This is a genomic window from Paraburkholderia sp. BL25I1N1, assembly GCF_003002025.1.
Classification (GTDB): domain Bacteria; phylum Pseudomonadota; class Gammaproteobacteria; order Burkholderiales; family Burkholderiaceae; genus Paraburkholderia.
Genome location: NZ_PVZB01000019.1, coordinates 48,764 through 66,534 on the forward strand (window position 1 = coordinate 48,764; position 17,771 = coordinate 66,534).

A 17,771-nucleotide genomic window follows, 5' to 3' on the forward strand; every position below is an offset into this window, starting at 1 on the left:
TTCGCCCTGATCGCACAACGCAAAATGGCCACGCATTGAGCGCGGCCATTTTGCTTTTCTGCTGGACTGTGTAAGCGGGTGCGTCAGTGACCGCGGAACAGATTCATGATGTCCTGCTTCTCCTGCTCGCCGACCTGCTCAGGTGCCGCCGCCGACGCAGCACTCGATTGGGCATCGAGTGTCGCCTGACTGACGCCGACCGTGGCAACGAAACCGTTTCCCGGCGTGAACTCGTCGAAATAAAGCTCCGAGCCGATTTCCGTGACGTCGTCGGGCTTGGGCATCTTGTACTCCGGCACGCCCTTCAGCGCGCGACCCATGTATTCGATCCACACGGGCAACGCGAGGCCGCCACCGGTTTCCTTGTCGCCGAGACTGCGCGGATTGTCGTAGCCGATCCACGCGATCGCGGTGAGCGTGTGCTGATAGCCGGCGAACCACGCATCGCGCGAATCGTTGGTCGTGCCCGTCTTGCCGGCGAGATCAGTGCGCTTCAACACGTTGGTCTTGGCGCCCGTGCCGCGTTGCGCGACGCTTTGCAGCAGGCTGTTCATCACGTACGCGTTGCGCGGCTCGATCGCGTGCGGTGCGCTTTGCGCGGCGACCAGCGGTTGCGCATGCGCGACCACCATGCCGCGCTGATCCGTGACTTCGGCGATCAGATACGGATTGATCCGATAGCCCCCGTTTGCGAACACCGAGAACGCACCCGCCATCTGCAACGGCGTGACGAGACCGGCGCCTAGCGCCATCGGCAGATAAGCCGGGTGGCGATCCGCGTCGAAGCCGAAACGTGTGATGTACTGCTGCGCGTACTTCGTGCCGATCTGGTTCAGGATACGAATCGACACCAGGTTCTTCGAGCGCTGCAGCGCGGTGCGCATGGTCATCGGGCCGTCGAAGCCGCCGCCGTAGTTCTTGGGCTCCCACGCCTGGCCGCCGGTCTCGGCCGCGCTGAAGAAGAGCGGCGCGTCGTTGATCACGGTTGCCGGTCCGAGTCCTTTTTCGAGCGACGCCGAATAGATGAACGGCTTGAAGCTCGACCCCGGCTGACGCCATGCCTGCGTGACGTGATTGAACTTGTTCTTGTTGAAGTCGAAACCACCGACCAGCGCGCGGATCGCGCCATCTTGCGGGATCACGGAAACGAACGCGCCTTCCACTTGTGGCAATTGCGTGATCGACCAGTTGCCGTCGTCGTTCTTGACGAGCCTGATGACCGCGCCGGGCCGCACACGCTGATTCGGCTGTGCTCGCGGACCGAGCGCGAACTGCGCGAAGCGCAGGCCGTCGCCCTGGATCGTCGCGACATTGCCGTCGATGAAAGCAGCCTGCACCTGCTTCGGACTCGCCGCGGTGACCACCGCGGCAATGATCTCGCCGTTGTCCGGGTGTTCGAGCAAGGCGTCGTCGATGGCCTGTTCGCGGTCGTCGGCGTCGGACGGCAGATCGATGAACGCTTCCGGACCGCGATAGCCGTGACGCCGTTCGTAGTCCATCAGACCTTTGCGTAGCGCGCGGTACGCGACGTCCTGATCGGCGGAGTCGATCGTGGTCACCACGTTCAGGCCGCGCGTGTAGGCTTCCTCGCGATACTGCGCGTACATCATCTGACGCACCATTTCCGCGACGTACTCCGCGTGCACGCTGAACTCCTTGCCCGCGCCCTTGACCACGAGCGGCTGCTTGCTCGCCTGGTCGTATTGTTCCTGAGTGATGTAGTGCAGCTCGTACATGCGCTGCAGGATGTACTCCTGACGCACCTTCGCACGCTTCGGATTGACCACCGGGTTATACGCGGACGGCGCTTTCGGCAAGCCCGCCAGCATGGCCGATTCCGCCAATGTCAGATCCTTCAGGTCCTTGCCGAAATACACACGCGCCGCGCTCGCAAAGCCGTAGGCGCGTTGGCCGAGATAGATCTGATTCATGTACACCTCGAGAATCTGATCCTTGGACAGCTTCGACTCGATCTTGTACGCCAGCAGCATCTCGTAGATCTTGCGCGTGTAGGTCTTTTCGCTCGAGAGAAAGAAGTTGCGCGCCACCTGCATGGTGATCGTGCTTGCGCCCTGGGTGGCGTGGCCATTCGTCAGCGCGACGAAGCCCGCGCGCGCAATGCCCGTGAGGTCGACGCCGCCGTGATCGTAGAAGCGCGCGTCTTCGATGGCGAGGATCGCCTTCTTCAAACTATCGGGCACATCCTGAATATGGACGATGTCGCGCCGTTCCTCGCCGAATTCGCCGATCAGCACATGGTCGGCCGTATAGATGCGTAGCGGCACCTTCGGGCGGTAGTCGGTCAACGCATCGAGCGAGGGCAGATTGGGCGTGGCGACGACGAGCGCATAGCCGAGCACCAGCAGCCCGCACAGAATGCCTGCGACGATCAGACCCACGAAGCCCAGGATGAGCTTCAGCCACAACGGGCGTTTGCGCTTTTTGGGCGCGGGCGGCGGGGACGTAGAAGACGTGGATTGCATGTAGGCACCAAAAAAACAGTCCCGCGATTATAGCCGTCTCGCTTTTCAGCTTTCGGCATGCTTACTGACACTTCTTGACAAGTCTGCGCGCCGCGCGGGAATGACTTCACTGTAGTCGCTTTGATCGCGTACAGGTCGTGCGTTGCTTAACGTTAGCCGTTTGGCTGAGTGTCGCGCGGCGGCGCGGCTGCGCACAATTCTTCCTCATCACTCGCGTTCGAATGGTTCGTCGCGTGAGTCAGAGGGAGGGCGTCATGGCGTTGAAAAGATCTTGGCTTCAGGCAGTGCAACCCGGCGCGCAGCGTTTTGCCGCGGGCATCGATGTTGGCTCGCAGACTGTGCGTCTGGTCGTGCTGAGTCAGCGCGCGCGCTCACCGGGTGCGCTGCATATCGAATACGCGAGCACGGTCCCACTTGTTGCCGGTGCAATGGCCGGCAGCGAGATCGCGGACCGGCACGCGGTGGCGCGTGCGTTGCGCGACGCGTTCGCGGGTTTGCCGCACGCCTGCGCGACGCACGCCCTGCGGTGCGCGATGGCGCTGCCCGCGTCGGCCACCATGACCACCACGGTGCCGCTCACGCGGCTTGCCGCGCAGAGCGGTTGTTCGGAAGACGGCGGGCATCAACTGGCTGAACTGGAGCCGGCGGTGATGAGCGAAGTCGAGCGCATTGCGGGCCTCGAGCGACATGCTCTCGCTGTCGACTGGTATCTCGACGAAGCGTATGCGCCGGTCCGCTCCGTGACCATTGCCGCCACCGCGCGACAACATCTCGAAGCGCGAATCGAGTGCGCGGCGATTGCCGGCATCTCGCGGCGTTGCGCGCCATGCGCTTCGCGGCGAGTTACGAGCTTGATCCGCACGAGCCCTATGTCGCGTTGTGGATCGGCACGGACGGCGTGTACGGCTGGCGAATCGTGGACGACATCGTCGCCAACGAGATGCGCTACCCGGCGCCCGAACATACCGATCTCGCCGATGCATTGCGCGATATGGCGCACGGCCCTGAACTCGACTGCGCGCTGGTGAGCGGTGAGGTCGATCTGCTCGGCGGCGTGGGTTTCTCGACTGCCGATATCGCCGACGTCTTGGGCTGCACGGTCCTTCCGTTCGAGTGTGCGCCGCTCGGCGGCCTTGTTCGACCGTTGGACGGTTCGTTGTTGCACGAACCGTCCGGCGCGGTCGCATTTGGACTTGCGCTGCGCGGGGTGCTCGAATGACCGGGCGCATGTTCTACGCCTCGGCCTCCGACACGCGAGCGCCGGAACGCGGCATGCGCTTCGCGCGATCCAGGCTCGGCGGTTTCAATCTGCTGCCTTATCGGCAGCGCAACGCGCGGCTTGCGCGTCGACGGCGCGTGCTCGAATGGATTGCCGCGGTCTGCGCCGGTTTTGCCGCCGTTTTCGTGCTCGTCGCCTGGCAGGCGATCGGGAGGGCGCGGCTCGAGGCACAGCGCGTGTCGGTCGAACACACGCTCACGCATCTATCTGCGCCGCTCGCCGAGCATGCCACGATGCTGCGCACGCGAGACGAACAGCGGCAGAAGGTCGCCCGCGCAAAAAGCCTTTCTGATCCGCTCACACATCTGCGCGATCTGCTCGACGCATTGAGTTTCGACCCGGGCGACGGCGTGGTGTTGCAGCAGTTGCGTCAGCGTGAAGACGAAACCGAGTTGCTGGCGACGTCGCGCGGGCATCTCGCTTCGGCCGAGTGGCTCAAGCGCTTGAGTGCGATCCGTGGCGTGAAGGGTGCGGAACTGAGCGACCTGCATCGTTCTGTTCCGCGCGGCGGTGCGCTTGCGCAGGCGAGCGTGGCCGGTCCGATCGAATTCGGCGCGCATCTGCGTTGGAGCGAGCCCGCGCAAAAAACGGCTCACCTGGCTGGGTCCACCACGCAGCGTCCTATGAAGTCTGAACAATCAAGAGGTGCGAAATGAGTACGATCTTTGTCGAGTTCGGCGGCGCGGCAAATGCGCGGCTTGTTCTTTCCCATTGGATGAAACGCGTGCGCGTGCCGTTTGATGCATGGAGCCGGCGCCGCCGCTGGCTGGTCGCGTTGATGATTGCCGTTGTGGTGTTCGGCTTGGGCGCGCATGGCTGGGTCGTGGCCGATCTCGGTGGCGTCGAAGCGAGCCGGGTGGCGTTGGAGGCCAGTCGCTTGCGTCTCGCGAACGCGCGGCATGCGCTTGCGCAATTGCCCGCGCTGCGCCGCGAAGCTGCCGCTATGCCGGTTGCTGCTTCGGCGGCGCGTTCATCAGGGCCGTGGAGTTCCGCCGACGACCTCCGCATCGTCTCCGAACTGGCTGCGCAAAATAGCGTCGCGTTGCTGGCGGTGGAGCCTGGAGCGGTGAGCGGCGCGGGCGTTGAGCGTATGCGTCCGCTGCAACTGACCGCGCGCACGGACTTCGTTCACCTGATGGCCTTCCTGCGCGGACTGTCCGATCTGCCGGTGCTGATCGTGCCCGTCGACGTGACCGTCAAGCGGGAAGCCGCGGCGTCGTTGTCGGTGAGCGCCACGTTGTGCGTGTTCGACGCGCTACGGCCGGCGTCGTCGGCAAACTCGGTGGAGGCACTCGACGACGACAGTCTCGATTCGGACGACGACGAAGAGATCGTCTTCTTCGATCCGTTTTCGCAGCCGCAGATGCAGGCCGCCGGCGATCTGTCCGATGGCTCGCCACTGCGTCTGGTCGGATTGCTGAGCGATCGCACGCGTGGATTGGCCGTGCTCGAAACACCGGACGGCGTGACCAACGTCGAGCCAGGAGAGCGGATCGGCGCCGAGCGTGTCGCTAAGCTGGACGCGTCCGGCATTACGCTCGCGAGGGACGGCGCGACACGCACGCTAGCGCTGACGGAGGCTTCCTGATGAGATTGCCGAAACCATTTCCTCTTGCCTTATCGAGTGCCGATACGCGTGCGTCGCCTCGCCTCAAGACGTGTCTCGGCCTGTATCTCAGCGCGGCGTTGGGCGCCGGCGTCGCACAGGCGTCGACACCACCGCTGCCGCCGCTGCCGGTCCACATGCCGTTCGACGACGCGGTATCGCCACGCGATGCTTCGTACAACGGCACACCGCCGCTGCCACGCGACGTTTCCTCCGAGGTGCCCAATCCGTTTCGTCAGGATTTCGCAGACGATGCGGACGCACCGAGTACGAGCGCGACAGCGGACCACACTCGTACGGGCGGGTCTGCTGCCGCCGACGCCGCCGAGGGCTTGGTATCTCCGCAGTCGCGAAGCCAATCCGCCGCCTCGACTCCCGGCGATGCGGACGCCGATTCCGACGGCTCCGTGCCGCTGCGAAGACAGTCCGCCGTCCCAACTCGCGCCGATGCCACCGGCAGTGGCACCGCCACGCTCGAAGGTCCGCCGGTGCCGCTGCCACCGCTCGCACGTCTGAGCAACGCGCCACGCAGTGCCGCCGACGCGGCCCTCGCCCCTGACGACAAACCGATCTCGCTGAATTTCCAGCGCGCCGAACTCGGCGCTGTGCTGAATGCGTTCGCCCGATTCACCGGGCTGAACATCGTAGCGAGCGAGAGAGTGCGCGGCGCCGTCTCGTTGCGGCTCGACAAAGTGCCGTGGCGCACGGCGTTCGACACGCTGCTCGACGTCAACGGGCTCGCGATGGAGCGCCACGGCAACGTGATCTGGGTCGCGCCGATGGCGGATCTGGCCGCGCGTGAGCGGCAGCGCTTCGAAGCCCACGCCCGGGCCGCCGATCTCGAACCGCTCGCGAGCCGCACTTTCGAGCTGCACTACGCGCATGCCGAAGACGTCAGGCGTCTGCTGACCGGTTCGGGCGCCCAGCGCGTACTGTCCAGGCGCGGTGCCGCGACTGCTGATCCGCGCACCAATCTGCTGTTTGTGACCGATCTCGAAGGGCGCCTCGCGCAGATTGCCGCGCTGCTAGCCTCCGTCGACCGGCCGACGCGCCAGGTGCTGATCGAAGCGCGTATCGTCGAGGGCGAGCATGGTTTTTCGCGCAATCTCGGCGTGAAGCTTTCCATGGGGGCCACGAACGCCGAGGGCACCGCGAAAGGCTTGACCGACGCCGGCTATGATCTGTCGGCCCGCCCGATTTCCGGTTTCGACGTCGCAACCGCCGGCCTGACCTTGTTCGCCGCCGGCGCGACGCGGCTGCTGAACATCGAACTGAGCGCGCTTGAAGCGCAGGGGCGCGGCGAAATCGTCTCGAGCCCGCGCGTGGTCACCGCCGACCGGATGAAAGCGGTCGTCGAGCAGGGCACCGAGCTGCCGTATCAGGCGAAAGTGGGGCAGGGCGTGTCGGGCGTGCAGTTTCGCCGCGCCACGCTCAAACTGGAGGTCGAGCCGCAAATCATGCCGGACGGCCGGGTGGTGCTGGACCTCGACGTCGCCAAAGACAGCGTCGGCGAACAGACCGACGCCGGCCCCGCGATCAACACCAAGCACGTGCAAACGCGCGTCGAGGTCGAGGATGGTGGTACGGTGTCGATCGGCGGAATTTATGCGACCGACGACCGGGACGATGTGACGCGGGTCCCGGTCCTGGGCAAAATACCGGTTTTGGGCGCGCTTTTCCGCCATCGGGCTCATCGCGATCAGCGCAGCGAACTGGCAGTTTTCATCACGCCGCGCGTCGTTCAGACAAATTAGGGGCACGCTGTCGCCGCTTGCGAGAGAGCACCGGACCGCCGCGGCTTTTGCGCTGCGCAGGAGGCCCTATCAAGCGGCCTGGCGCGAAGCGACAGGGCTGAAGGCGCTCTCAAGCGGGGCGCAGGCTCGACAAGGCAGCCGCTTTGCCAGTAAGCTGCGGCACGAACCAAACCGGATTAGCCAGAGGACACCGTTGCAAGCGCGGGACGCACACGCCAATGTATTTTTTGTAGGGCTCATGGGGGCAGGGAAAACCACCGTGGGCCGGGCCATTGCGCGCCGTCTCGATCGCCCGTTCTTCGATTCCGACCATGAAATCGAGGCGCGCACGGGCGCGCGCATCCCGGTGATCTTCGAGCTGGAGGGCGAAGCGGGCTTCCGCGAGCGCGAAGCCAGCGTGATTTCCGACCTGACCGGGCGTGACAATATCGTCCTCGCCACCGGCGGCGGCGCGATACTGCGGCCGGAAAATCGCGAAGCCTTGCAGAATCGCGGCGTGGTGATCTATCTGCGCGCCAATCCGCACGACCTGTGGCTGCGCACCCGGCGCGACAAGAATCGCCCGCTGTTGCAGACCGAAGACCCCAAAGCCCGTCTCGAAGCACTCTACGAAGTGCGTGACCCGTTGTACCGGGAATGCGCGCATTTCGTGATCGAGACCGGCCGGCCTTCGGTCAACGGACTGGTCAACATGGTTCTGATGCAGCTCGAGATGGCCGGCGTCGCCAAACATCCTGCGTCATAATGGACCGTATGAATACCGTCAACGTCGAACTGGGCGAGCGCGCCTACCCCATCCATATCGGTGCCGACCTGATCGGCCAGACCGCGCTGTTCGCGCCGCATATCGCCGGCAGCTCGGTCACCATCGTCACCAATACCACCGTCGATCCGCTGTACGGCGACAAGCTGCGCGCCGCGCTGGCGCCGCTCGGCAAGCAGGTGTCCACGGTCGTCTTGCCGGACGGCGAAGCGTACAAGAACCTCGAAACGCTGAACCTGATTTTCGACGCGCTGCTCGGCGGCCGCGCCGATCGCAAGACCACGCTGATCGCGTTGGGCGGAGGCGTGATCGGCGACATGACGGGTTTTGCGGCCGCCTGCTATATGCGCGGCGTGCCGTTCATTCAGGTGCCGACCACCTTGCTGTCGCAGGTCGATTCGTCGGTGGGCGGCAAGACGGGTATCAATCACCCGCTTGGCAAGAATATGATCGGCGCGTTCTATCAGCCGCAGGCCGTGATCGCCGACATCGGCGTGCTGCGCACGCTGCCGCCGCGTGAACTGGCGGCGGGCATTGCCGAAGTGATCAAGACCGGCGCCATCGCCGACGCGGGTTTCTTTCGCTGGATCGAAGCCAATATCGAGGCACTGAATCGCTGCGAATCCGAGGCACTGGCCGAGGCGGTCAAGCGGTCATGTGAAATCAAGGCGTCGGTGGTCGCACAGGACGAGCGCGAAGGCGGACTGCGCGCCATCCTCAATTTCGGCCACACGTTCGGCCATGCGATCGAAGCCGGCCTCGGCTACGGCGAATGGCTGCATGGTGAAGCAGTGGGCTGCGGGATGGTGATGGCGGCGGATCTGTCCGTGCGTCTCGGCTATCTCGACGAGGCCGCCCGCAAGCGACTGGTGGACGTGATCGTCGCCGCGCATTTGCCGACCCGGGCACCCGCGCTCGGCGAGTCGCGTTATGTCGAACTCATGCGGGTCGACAAGAAGGCGGAAGCCGGCGCGATCAAATTCATTCTGCTGAAGCGTTTCGGTGAGACGCTGATCACCCAGGCGCCCGACGCCGAGGTGCACGCCACGCTGGCCGCCGCCGTCTGAGTCTCGCGGGGCATCCAGCAACGCAGCACGCACTCGCGTCACGAGGCGCCGCCCATGTTTCGGAGAACCCGGTGACTGACAGGCGCAGCGACGATGTAAAGCATGAACCGGCGGCAGGCACGGCGGCGATCAGCGTGCCTTCGCAGGAAGCACTCGAAGCGCACCTCGCGCCGTACGCGGCGCGTTCCGCGCAATCGCGCGGCCGCCGCTATCCGGAAGCCGCCCCCAGCGCGCGCACCGAATTCCAGCGCGACCGTGACCGCATTGTCCATTCGACGGCATTCCGCCGGCTCGAGTACAAAACTCAGGTGTTCGTGAATCACGAGGGCGACCTGTTTCGTACGCGTCTGACTCACAGCCTGGAAGTCGCGCAGATCGCGCGCTCGGTCGCACGCAATCTGCGGGTGAACGAAGATCTCGTCGAAGCCATCTCCCTCGCCCATGACTTGGGTCATACACCGTTCGGCCATGCCGGACAGGACGCGCTCAACGAATGCATGCGCGAGCACGGTGGCTTCGAGCACAATCTGCAGAGCCTCGCGGTCGTCGACGATCTGGAGGAGCACTACGGCGCGTTCAACGGCCTGAACCTCTGTTTCGAAACGCGTGAGGGAATTCTGAAGCACTGCTCACGTGAGAATGCGCGGCGGCTCGGCGCATTGGGCGAGCGCTTTCTGGAAGGCCGGCAACCGTCCATCGAGGCGCAGATCGCGAACGTTGCCGACGAGATCGCCTACAACAACCACGACGTCGACGACGGCTTGCGCTCGGGCTTGCTCACCGTCGAGCAACTCGCCGAAGTGGAGTTGTGGCAGGTGCACTACGAGGCGGCGCGTAGCGACTTTCCGCAGATCGAAGGGCGGCGTCTCATTCATGAAACAGTGCGCCGCATCATCAATACGCTGATTGTCGATCTGATCGATACGACCAGGTCGAACCTAAACAGGCACGCGCCCGCGTCGCTTGAGGCGGTGCGCTTATCGCCCGCTCTCGTCGCGCATAGTGACGAGATTGCCACGCAGGCTGCGGCGCTCAAGCGCTTCCTGTTCAAAAACCTGTATCGCCATTACCGCGTGATGCGCATGGCCAACAAGGCGCGCCGCGTCGTCGCCGGTTTGTTCGACGCGTTCACGGACGACCCGCGACTGCTGCCGCCAAGCTACCAGTCGACCGACGCGACGCAGCAACCGCGTCTGATCGCCCACTACATCGCGGGTATGACGGATCGGTACGCGGTCAAGGAATATCAGCGGTTGTTCGTGATCGACGACAACTGAGCAGCGCGGCGCGAACTAGCGCCGGCCGCGACGACTTGCGAGCCGGCGCTAGTGCAATGCACTGGTTCAGATCACTTGCAGGAGGCCACCGCCCAACCGGCGGCGGCAGCCTCGCGCGGTAAGCCGGCCACCGCCCGACTGGCGGCAGCAGCCCCGCGCCGTAGCGCCTTAACGCAGCCGCGACGCGAACAACGCGCCCGCGATCAGCGCAACGCCCCCGACGATCGCAATCGTCTGCCACGGATTCTCATGCACGTAATCGTCGGCGTCTGCCACCGCCACTTGGGCGCGTTCGCGTACGGCGTCGCGCGTATCGTTCAGGCGGGCGCGTGCGACGTCGAGTTGTTTGCGAAGTTTGCCGCGCAACGCTACCGCGTCGGCCTGCGTGCCGTCCGCCAGCGTGGATTCGAGTTCCGACATTAGCGTGCGCAGTTCGCCTGCGATATCTTCGGCCGCGTGGCGGCTATGGCGAGCGATACGCCGCGCACGGCGGCTGGTGCTGGTCCAGGATTCGCCGAGGGCGTCTCGCGTATTCGGAAGTGCAGTCATGGTCGCTCCGTCGATGAGGTGAAAAAGGACCCGCGCGTTGTCACGAAGACGCAGTTTCACGTCGGGACGCGGGAAACACCATGCGAACGCAACTTCGGTGCCAAACCCCGCAGGCCCTAGCCACCGTGGTCCGAACGCAGATTCGTCGGCAGGTATTGCACTGGCCGGCGCGATTCCGGGTCAAATTTACAAACGCCGACAGCGGGTCGGCGCGCGGCTTCCATGAGCGCCCAACCGGCCTCCATGATGCGCGCGCAAATGAAAACGCCGTCATTGGATGTATGACGGCGTTGTCCAAGCCACGAAAATTCGACTACCCTACCTCAACGGCCCTAATTTTTTGAAGCGTTAGAAACGGTAACCGATGTTGACGTAGGAAACGATCGGGTTCAGTTTGATCTTGGTTTGCGACTGCACGTTCAGTGTGCCGACCGGCGTGTTCGCCGCGGTGTTCAGCTTGGCGGTCGTGCTGAGCGGCAGGTACGAGATCGAGACACCCGCGAACCAGTGCTGGTTGAACGCATAAGTGAAGCCGGCATTAAACACCGGCTCCCACGAACTATCCGTAGTGACGGTGGTCGGACCATGCAGAACGTTTGCCTCGAACGCGCTGTTGGTGATCTTTTCGTCGGTGAACCAGATGCGGCTCACACCAACGCCGAGATACGGGCGGAACGTGGCGGTCGGGGCATTGAAGTAGTACTTGAACAGCAGAGTCGGGCTCCACTGTTTTGCCTGGCCCAGCTTGCCGAACTGGGCGAGACTGCCCGAACCTTCCAGGTCGAACGAAGGCGGCACGCCAATGGCGAACTCGGCTGCGATGTGATCGGTAACGAAGTAGCCGGCAGTGAAACCGATGGTGTCGGCTGAGCCGAGTGTTGCACCGGTGTTGGCTTCGGTGATGTTGGTCGGGCTGCCGCCGATGCTCGTCACTTTCAACGGTTGGCTGCTCGATTGAGGCGCTAGATGGAACCAGCCCGATGTGACGTAAAAGCTACCGGCCGATTGCGCATGCGCTGCCGTTGTCATGCAGGCTAGCGCCGCGATCCCCGTTACGGCCTGTTTTAATTTCATATGTGCTCCTCCAAAAAAGGCCCGCTCATTATGACTACAACGTTTGAAACAAACCATACGCGGCGGTTAGAGCTTTCTCCCTAAGCACCGCGTGGTATCTGGCTCTGCCGCATGGCGCCGAAGCTTGAGCGCATGCGGTTCTTCGGACCTTCGGGTATGTACCAACGCGACTATCGGATACTCCAGCATGGCACGGCTTGCACGTCTCTATGTCCCTGACCAGCCGCAGCACGTCATCCTCCGCGGGCTCGATCAGCAGCCCGCTTTCGTCGACGACCAGGACTACGAGCTTTTCATCGATTGTTTGAAAGCGGCTTCGCGCGATCATCACCTGTCCATCCACGCGTATGCGCTGATGCCGGGCGCGGTGCAACTGCTCGTCACGCCGACCGAGGAGTCCAGCCTGCCGAAGGCGATGCAGGCGGTCGGGCGCCGTTACGTGGCGCACTTTAACAGGCGCTACGCGCGCCGTGGCACATTGTGGGAAGGGCGCTACAGAGCCACGGTGATCGAAGGCGAGCGCTACTTTCTGCTGGCGAGCCGCGTCGTCGAAATGTGTCCGGTGCGCGCGGGACTCGTGAGCGCGCCGGAAGACTACCGTTGGTCGAGCTACCGCCATCACATCGGCTTGACGCTCGACAGCCTGATTACCGACCATCCGCTGTACTGGTCGCTGGGCAATACGCCGTTCGAACGCCAGCGTGCGTACCGCGAACTGTGCGAGCAGCCGCTCGACGAACGCGAGGCCAGCCAGCTTCAGCAGGCAACGCTAAAGGGCTGGGTTTTGGGCAGCGAGACGTACCGCGAGTGGGCGGCGCGGGCCGCCAATCGGCGCGTATCGCCGTTGCCACGCGGGCGGCCGCGCAAGGTGCGCGAGACGCCGCAGCAGCAATAAAGCGTGTTGGATCAATGGGCTGCAGCAAAACGGCATCTTTGCATGCCGTTTTCTTTTGCCCCAATTTGATGTGGAACCAATAAAATTTCACCGCAATGCACCAACTTGATAATTGGGGTTCAATGACAACGTTTTATTTGCTATTCCATTGATTCGTCGCGTATATTCCGAATTCCGGTGCTTTTTGACGCGCGTAGCATCGAGCGTTGAGCGCGCCGTCGCGGTTGTGAATCGCACTGCGGCAATAGAAAAACGGTTTAACGGCCTGTCCGGCCCCTCACAGACGGTGTCCCCATGAACGACCACCAGCAACCGACTCACCCGGTTCCCGCCGCGCAAGGTCTGTACGACCCGCAAAACGAGCACGACGCCTGCGGCGTCGGCTTCGTCGCTCACATCAAGGGCAAGAAAAGCCACGAGATCATCGAGCAGGGCCTGAAGATTCTCGAGAACCTCGACCACCGGGGCGCCGTCGGCGCCGATCCGCTGATGGGCGACGGCGCGGGCATCCTGATCCAGATTCCGGACGGCTTTTATCGCGAGGAAATGGCCAAGCAGGGCGTGGTGCTGCCGCCGCACGGGGAATACGGCGTGGGCATGGTCTTCCTGCCGAAGGAACACGCGTCGCGTCTGGCCTGTGAACAGGAACTGGAACGCACGGTGAAGGCCGAAGGCCAGGTCGTGCTGGGCTGGCGCGACGTGCCGGTCGACCACACCATGCCGATTTCGCCCACCGTGAAGGCGAGCGAGCCGCTGATCCGCCAGATCTTCATCGGCCGCGGCAAGGACATCATGGTGACGGACGCACTCGAGCGGAAGCTGTACATCATCCGCAAGACCGCGAGCCACCGCATCCAGGCGCTCAAGCTCAAGCACGGCAAGGAATACTTCGTGCCGTCGTGCTCGGCGCGCACGGTCGTCTACAAGGGCCTGCTGCTGGCCGGCCAGGTCGGTGTGTATTACCGCGACCTGCAGGACGAGCGCACGGTGTCGGCGCTGGCGCTGGTGCACCAACGCTTCTCGACCAACACGTTCCCGGCGTGGGAACTGGCTCACCCGTACCGCATGATCGCCCACAACGGCGAAATCAACACGGTCAAGGGCAACGTCAACTGGCTGAACGCCCGCACCGGCGCGATCGCGTCGCACGTGCTCGGCGACGATCTGCCGAAGCTCTGGCCGCTGATCTATCCGGGCCAATCGGACACCGCCTCGTTCGACAACTGTCTCGAACTGCTGGTTATGGCCGGCTACCCGCTCGTCCACGCCATGATGATGATGATCCCGGAAGCCTGGGAACAGCACACGCTGATGGACGACAACCGCCGCGCGTTCTACGAATACCACGCCGCGATGATGGAGCCGTGGGACGGCCCCGCCGCGATCGCCTTCACCGACGGCCGTCAGATCGGCGCGACGCTCGACCGTAACGGCCTGCGCCCGGCGCGCTACATCGTCACGGACGACGATCTCGTCATCATGGCGTCGGAAGCGGGCACGCTGCCTATCCCCGAGTCGAAAATTGTCAAGAAGTGGCGTCTGCAGCCGGGCAAGATGTTCCTGATCGACATGGAACACGGCCGCATCATCGACGACAAGGAACTGAAGGACAACCTCGCGAACGCCAAGCCGTACAAGAGCTGGATCGACGCCGTGCGCATCAAGCTCGACGAGATCGAGGCGAAGGCCGAAGACGTCGCCACGGAACGCCGCGAAGCCGCTGCCTTGCTGGATCGCCAGCAGGCGTTCGGCTACACGCAGGAAGACCTCAAGTTCCTGATGGCGCCAATGGCGCAAGCCGGCGAAGAAGCCGTCGGCTCGATGGGCAACGACTCGCCGCTCGCGGTCATGTCCAACAAGAACAAGACGCTGTATCACTACTTCAAGCAGCTGTTCGCGCAAGTGACGAACCCGCCGATCGACCCGATCCGTGAAAACATGGTGATGTCGCTGGTGTCGTTCGTCGGTCCGAAGCCGAACCTGCTGGACACGAACAACATCAACCCGCCGATGCGTCTCGAAGTGTCGCAGCCGGTGCTCGATTTCAAGGACATCGCGAAGATCCGCGCGATCGATCAGTACACGGGCGGGAAGTTCAGCTCGTATGAACTGAACATCTGCTATCCGGTGGCGTGGGGCAAGGAAGGCATCGAAGCGCGCCTCGCCTCGCTGTGCGCGGAAGCCGTGGATGCGGTCAAGTCCGGCTACAACATGCTGATCGTGTCGGACCGCAAGACCGACCGCGACAACGTCGCGATCCCGGCGCTGCTGGCCACCGCCGCGATCCATACGCACCTCGTCCAGCACGGTCTGCGCACGAGCGCGGGCCTGGTCGTGGAAACCGGCTCGGCGCGTGAAACGCACCACTTCGCGTTGCTCGCGGGCTACGGCGCGGAAGCCGTGCACCCGTACCTGGCCATGGAAACGCTGAGCCAGCTCGCGGCCGGCCTGAAGGGCGACCTGTCGGCGGAGAAGGCGGTCTACAACTTCACCAAGGCAGTCGGCAAGGGCCTGATGAAGGTCATGTCGAAGATGGGCATTTCGACCTACATGTCCTACACCGGCGCGCAAATTTTCGAAGCGGTCGGTCTGGCTGAAGACCTGGTGGTGAAGTACTTCAAGGGCACGTCGTCGAAGGTGGGCGGTATCGGCCTGTTCGACGTCGCGGAAGAAGCGATCCGCCTGCATCGCGACGCGTTCGGCGACAACCCGGTCCTCGCGAACATGCTCGACGCGGGCGGCGAATACGCGTACCGCGTGCGCGGCGAAGAACACATGTGGACGCCGGATGCGATCGCCAAGCTGCAGCACTCGGCGCGCAGCAACTCGTATCAGACGTACAAGGAATACGCCCATCTGATCAACGATCAGACCAAGCGCCACATGACGTTCCGCGGCCTGTTCGAATTCAAGTTCGATCCGACCAAGGCCATCCCGCTCGACGAAGTCGAATCGGCGAAGGAAATCGTCAAGCGGTTCGCGACCGGCGCGATGTCGCTGGGCTCGATCTCGACTGAAGCACATGCCACGCTGGCGGTCGCGATGAACCGCATCGGCGGCAAGTCGAACACGGGCGAAGGCGGCGAGGACGTGAACCGTTATCGCAACGAACTGCGCGGCATTCCGATCAAGAACGGCGACACCATGAAGTCGGTGATCGGCGACGAAGTGATCGTCGACATTCCGCTAAAGGAAGGCGACTCGCTGCGCTCGAAGATCAAGCAGGTGGCGTCGGGCCGTTTCGGCGTGACCGCGGAATACCTCGCGTCCGCTGATCAGATCCAGATCAAGATGGCGCAAGGCGCGAAGCCGGGCGAAGGCGGCCAGTTGCCGGGCCACAAGGTGTCGGACTACATCGGCAAGCTGCGTTACTCGGTGCCGGGCGTCGGACTGATTTCGCCGCCGCCGCACCACGACATCTACTCGATCGAAGATCTGGCGCAGTTGATTCACGATCTGAAGAACGCCAACTCGGCGGCCAGCATCTCGGTGAAGCTGGTGTCGGAATCGGGCGTGGGTACGGTTGCCGCCGGTGTCGCCAAGGCCAAGGCCGATCACGTCGTGATCGCCGGCCATGACGGCGGCACGGGCGCGTCGCCGCTGTCGTCGGTGAAGCATGCCGGCACGCCGTGGGAACTGGGTCTTGCCGAAACGCAGCAAACGCTGGTGCTGAACCAGTTGCGCGGCCGTATCCGCGTGCAGGCCGACGGTCAGATGAAGACCGGCCGCGACGTCGTGATCGGCGCGCTGCTCGGCGCGGACGAGTTCGGTTTCGCGACGGCGCCGCTCGTCGTCGAAGGCTGCATCATGATGCGCAAGTGCCATCTGAACACTTGCCCGGTCGGCGTTGCGACGCAAGATCCGGTGCTGCGTGCGAAGTTCCAGGGCCAACCGGAACACGTCGTGAACTTCTTCTTCTTCGTTGCGGAAGAAGCGCGCGAAATCATGGCGCAACTGGGCATCCGCAAGTTCGACGATCTGATCGGCCACGCCGAACTGCTCGACATGAAGAAGGGCATCGAGCACTGGAAGGCCAAGGGTCTGGACTTCTCGCGCGTGTTCTATCTGCCGCAAGTGTCGGCTGAAGTCGCGCGCAAGCATGTCGACATGCAGGACCACGGTCTGGACAAGGCACTCGACCACACGCTGATCGAGAAGGCGAAGGCGGCGATCGAGAAGGGCGAGCACGTCTCGTTCATCCAGCCGGTGCGTAACGTGAACCGTACCGTCGGCGCGATGCTGTCCGGCACGATCGCGAAGAAGTATGGTCACGACGGCTTGCCCGACGATTCCATTCACATCCAGTTGAAGGGCACGGCGGGCCAGAGTTTTGGCGCGTTCCTCGCCAAGGGCATCACGCTGGATCTCGTCGGCGACGGTAACGACTACGTCGGCAAGGGCTTGTCGGGCGGCCGCATCATTATCCGACCGACCAACGACTTCCGCGGCAAGTCGGAAGAGAACATCATCTGCGGCAACACGGTGATGTATGGCGCGATCGAAGGTGAAGCGTTCTTCCGCGGCGTGGCCGGCGAGCGCTTCTGCGTGCGTAACTCGGGCGCGACAGCGGTTGTCGAAGGCACGGGCGACCACGGTTGCGAATACATGACGGGCGGCACGGTGGTCGTGCTCGGCGAAACGGGCCGTAACTTCGCCGCGGGCATGTCGGGCGGCATCGCCTACGTGTACGACCCGGACAACTCGTTCGCGGGCAAGTGCAACAAGTCGATGGTCGCGCTCGATCCGGTTCTGCAAACGGCCGAACAGGAACGCACGGTCGACAAGGGCCTGTGGCACGCCGGCGCAACCGACGAAGCGCTGCTTAAGGGACTCATCGAGCGTCACTTCCAGTTCACGGGTTCGCCGCGCGCCAAGGCGCTGCTCGAAAACTGGGACGCGTCGCGCCGTCAATTCGTGAAGGTGTTCCCGACCGAATACAAGCGTGCGCTGGGCGAAATGGCCGCGAAGAAGGCGAACAAGGAAGTGCTCGCCGCCTGATTCGCAACTGGCCTCAAGCCAAAGAC

The 17,771-nt window shown here is 63.7% G+C and carries 11 protein-coding genes and 1 pseudogene; 9 read left to right on the forward strand and 3 right to left on the reverse strand.

Annotated features, from left to right (window positions below):
• Window positions 1-83: 83 nt before the first annotated feature.
• Window positions 84-2,483 carry a penicillin-binding protein 1A gene (locus tag B0G73_RS26510; protein WP_106284158.1) on the reverse strand — a complete coding sequence of 800 codons (2,400 nt, stop codon included), beginning with the start codon at window positions 2,481-2,483 and terminating at the stop codon, window positions 84-86.
• A gap of 254 nt (window positions 2,484-2,737) precedes the next feature.
• Between B0G73_RS26510 and pilM the strand changes: the two are divergent.
• The 7 genes and pseudogenes from pilM (at window position 2,738) to B0G73_RS26545 (ending at window position 10,229) form a co-directional block, all read left to right on the forward strand.
• A pseudogene (gene pilM / locus B0G73_RS26515) lies at window positions 2,738-3,702 on the forward strand (pilus assembly protein PilM).
• An 8-nt stretch (window positions 3,703-3,710) separates the two neighbouring features.
• The gene (locus B0G73_RS26520) at window positions 3,711-4,418 is read left to right on the forward strand and encodes a fimbrial assembly protein (protein WP_374957037.1); all 708 of its coding nucleotides are present in this window, start codon (window positions 3,711-3,713) and stop codon (window positions 4,416-4,418) included.
• The gene (locus B0G73_RS26525) at window positions 4,415-5,350 is read left to right on the forward strand and encodes a hypothetical protein (protein ID WP_106284160.1); all 936 of its coding nucleotides are present in this window, start codon (window positions 4,415-4,417) and stop codon (window positions 5,348-5,350) included. Before B0G73_RS26520 ends, B0G73_RS26525 begins: the two co-directional genes overlap by 4 nt.
• Window positions 5,350-7,122, forward strand: a complete 1,773-nt coding sequence (gene pilQ, locus B0G73_RS26530; protein ID WP_106284161.1) for a type IV pilus secretin PilQ — start codon at window positions 5,350-5,352, stop codon at window positions 7,120-7,122. Before B0G73_RS26525 ends, pilQ begins: the two co-directional genes overlap by 1 nt.
• 193 nt (window positions 7,123-7,315) lie before the next feature.
• Entirely contained in the window at window positions 7,316-7,867 is a 552-nt protein-coding gene (locus tag B0G73_RS26535; RefSeq protein WP_106284162.1) for a shikimate kinase, read from the forward strand.
• A complete protein-coding gene (gene aroB, locus B0G73_RS26540; protein ID WP_181196647.1) occupies window positions 7,867-8,952 on the forward strand; it encodes a 3-dehydroquinate synthase in 1,086 nt (361 codons plus the stop codon). Before B0G73_RS26535 ends, aroB begins: the two co-directional genes overlap by 1 nt.
• Window positions 8,953-9,023: 71 nt before the next feature.
• On the forward strand, window positions 9,024-10,229 hold the full coding sequence (locus B0G73_RS26545; protein ID WP_106284163.1) for a deoxyguanosinetriphosphate triphosphohydrolase: 1,206 nt from the start codon (window positions 9,024-9,026) through the stop codon (window positions 10,227-10,229).
• A 168-nt stretch (window positions 10,230-10,397) separates the two neighbouring features.
• On the opposite strand, the gene B0G73_RS26550 is transcribed toward B0G73_RS26545, so the two are convergent.
• Window positions 10,398-10,778: a YqjD family protein gene (locus B0G73_RS26550; protein WP_012434543.1), complete on the reverse strand. Its 381-nt coding sequence runs from the start codon at window positions 10,776-10,778 to the stop codon at window positions 10,398-10,400.
• A 348-nt stretch (window positions 10,779-11,126) separates the two neighbouring features.
• On the reverse strand, window positions 11,127-11,852 hold the full coding sequence (locus B0G73_RS26555; RefSeq protein ID WP_106284164.1) for an OmpW family protein: 726 nt from the start codon (window positions 11,850-11,852) through the stop codon (window positions 11,127-11,129).
• A 187-nt stretch (window positions 11,853-12,039) separates the two neighbouring features.
• Between B0G73_RS26555 and B0G73_RS26560 the strand changes: the two genes are divergently transcribed.
• Complete coding sequence (locus B0G73_RS26560) at window positions 12,040-12,747, forward strand: transposase (RefSeq protein ID WP_012434540.1); 708 nt, start codon at window positions 12,040-12,042, stop codon at window positions 12,745-12,747.
• Between the two features lie 294 nt (window positions 12,748-13,041).
• Window positions 13,042-17,745: a glutamate synthase-related protein gene (locus tag B0G73_RS26565; protein ID WP_106284165.1), complete on the forward strand. Its 4,704-nt coding sequence runs from the start codon at window positions 13,042-13,044 to the stop codon at window positions 17,743-17,745.
• Window positions 17,746-17,771 lie beyond the last annotated feature (26 nt).

Bases quoted from the DNA above. Each gene is read 5' to 3' on its own strand.
- B0G73_RS26565 (WP_106284165.1), top strand. From the start codon at position 13,042: ATGAACGACCACCAGCAACCGACTCACCCGGTTCCCGCCGCGCAAGGT.
- aroB (WP_181196647.1), top strand. From the start codon at position 7,867: ATGGACCGTATGAATACCGTCAACGTCGAACTGGGCGAGCGCGCCTAC.
- B0G73_RS26520 (WP_374957037.1), top strand. From the start codon at position 3,711: ATGTTCTACGCCTCGGCCTCCGACACGCGAGCGCCGGAACGCGGCATG.
- B0G73_RS26510 (WP_106284158.1), bottom strand. From the start codon at position 2,483: ATGCAATCCACGTCTTCTACGTCCCCGCCGCCCGCGCCCAAAAAGCGC.
- pilQ (WP_106284161.1), top strand. From the start codon at position 5,350: ATGAGATTGCCGAAACCATTTCCTCTTGCCTTATCGAGTGCCGATACG.
- B0G73_RS26550 (WP_012434543.1), bottom strand. From the start codon at position 10,778: ATGACTGCACTTCCGAATACGCGAGACGCCCTCGGCGAATCCTGGACC.
- B0G73_RS26555 (WP_106284164.1), bottom strand. From the start codon at position 11,852: ATGAAATTAAAACAGGCCGTAACGGGGATCGCGGCGCTAGCCTGCATG.
- B0G73_RS26525 (WP_106284160.1), top strand. From the start codon at position 4,415: ATGAGTACGATCTTTGTCGAGTTCGGCGGCGCGGCAAATGCGCGGCTT.
- B0G73_RS26560 (WP_012434540.1), top strand. From the start codon at position 12,040: ATGGCACGGCTTGCACGTCTCTATGTCCCTGACCAGCCGCAGCACGTC.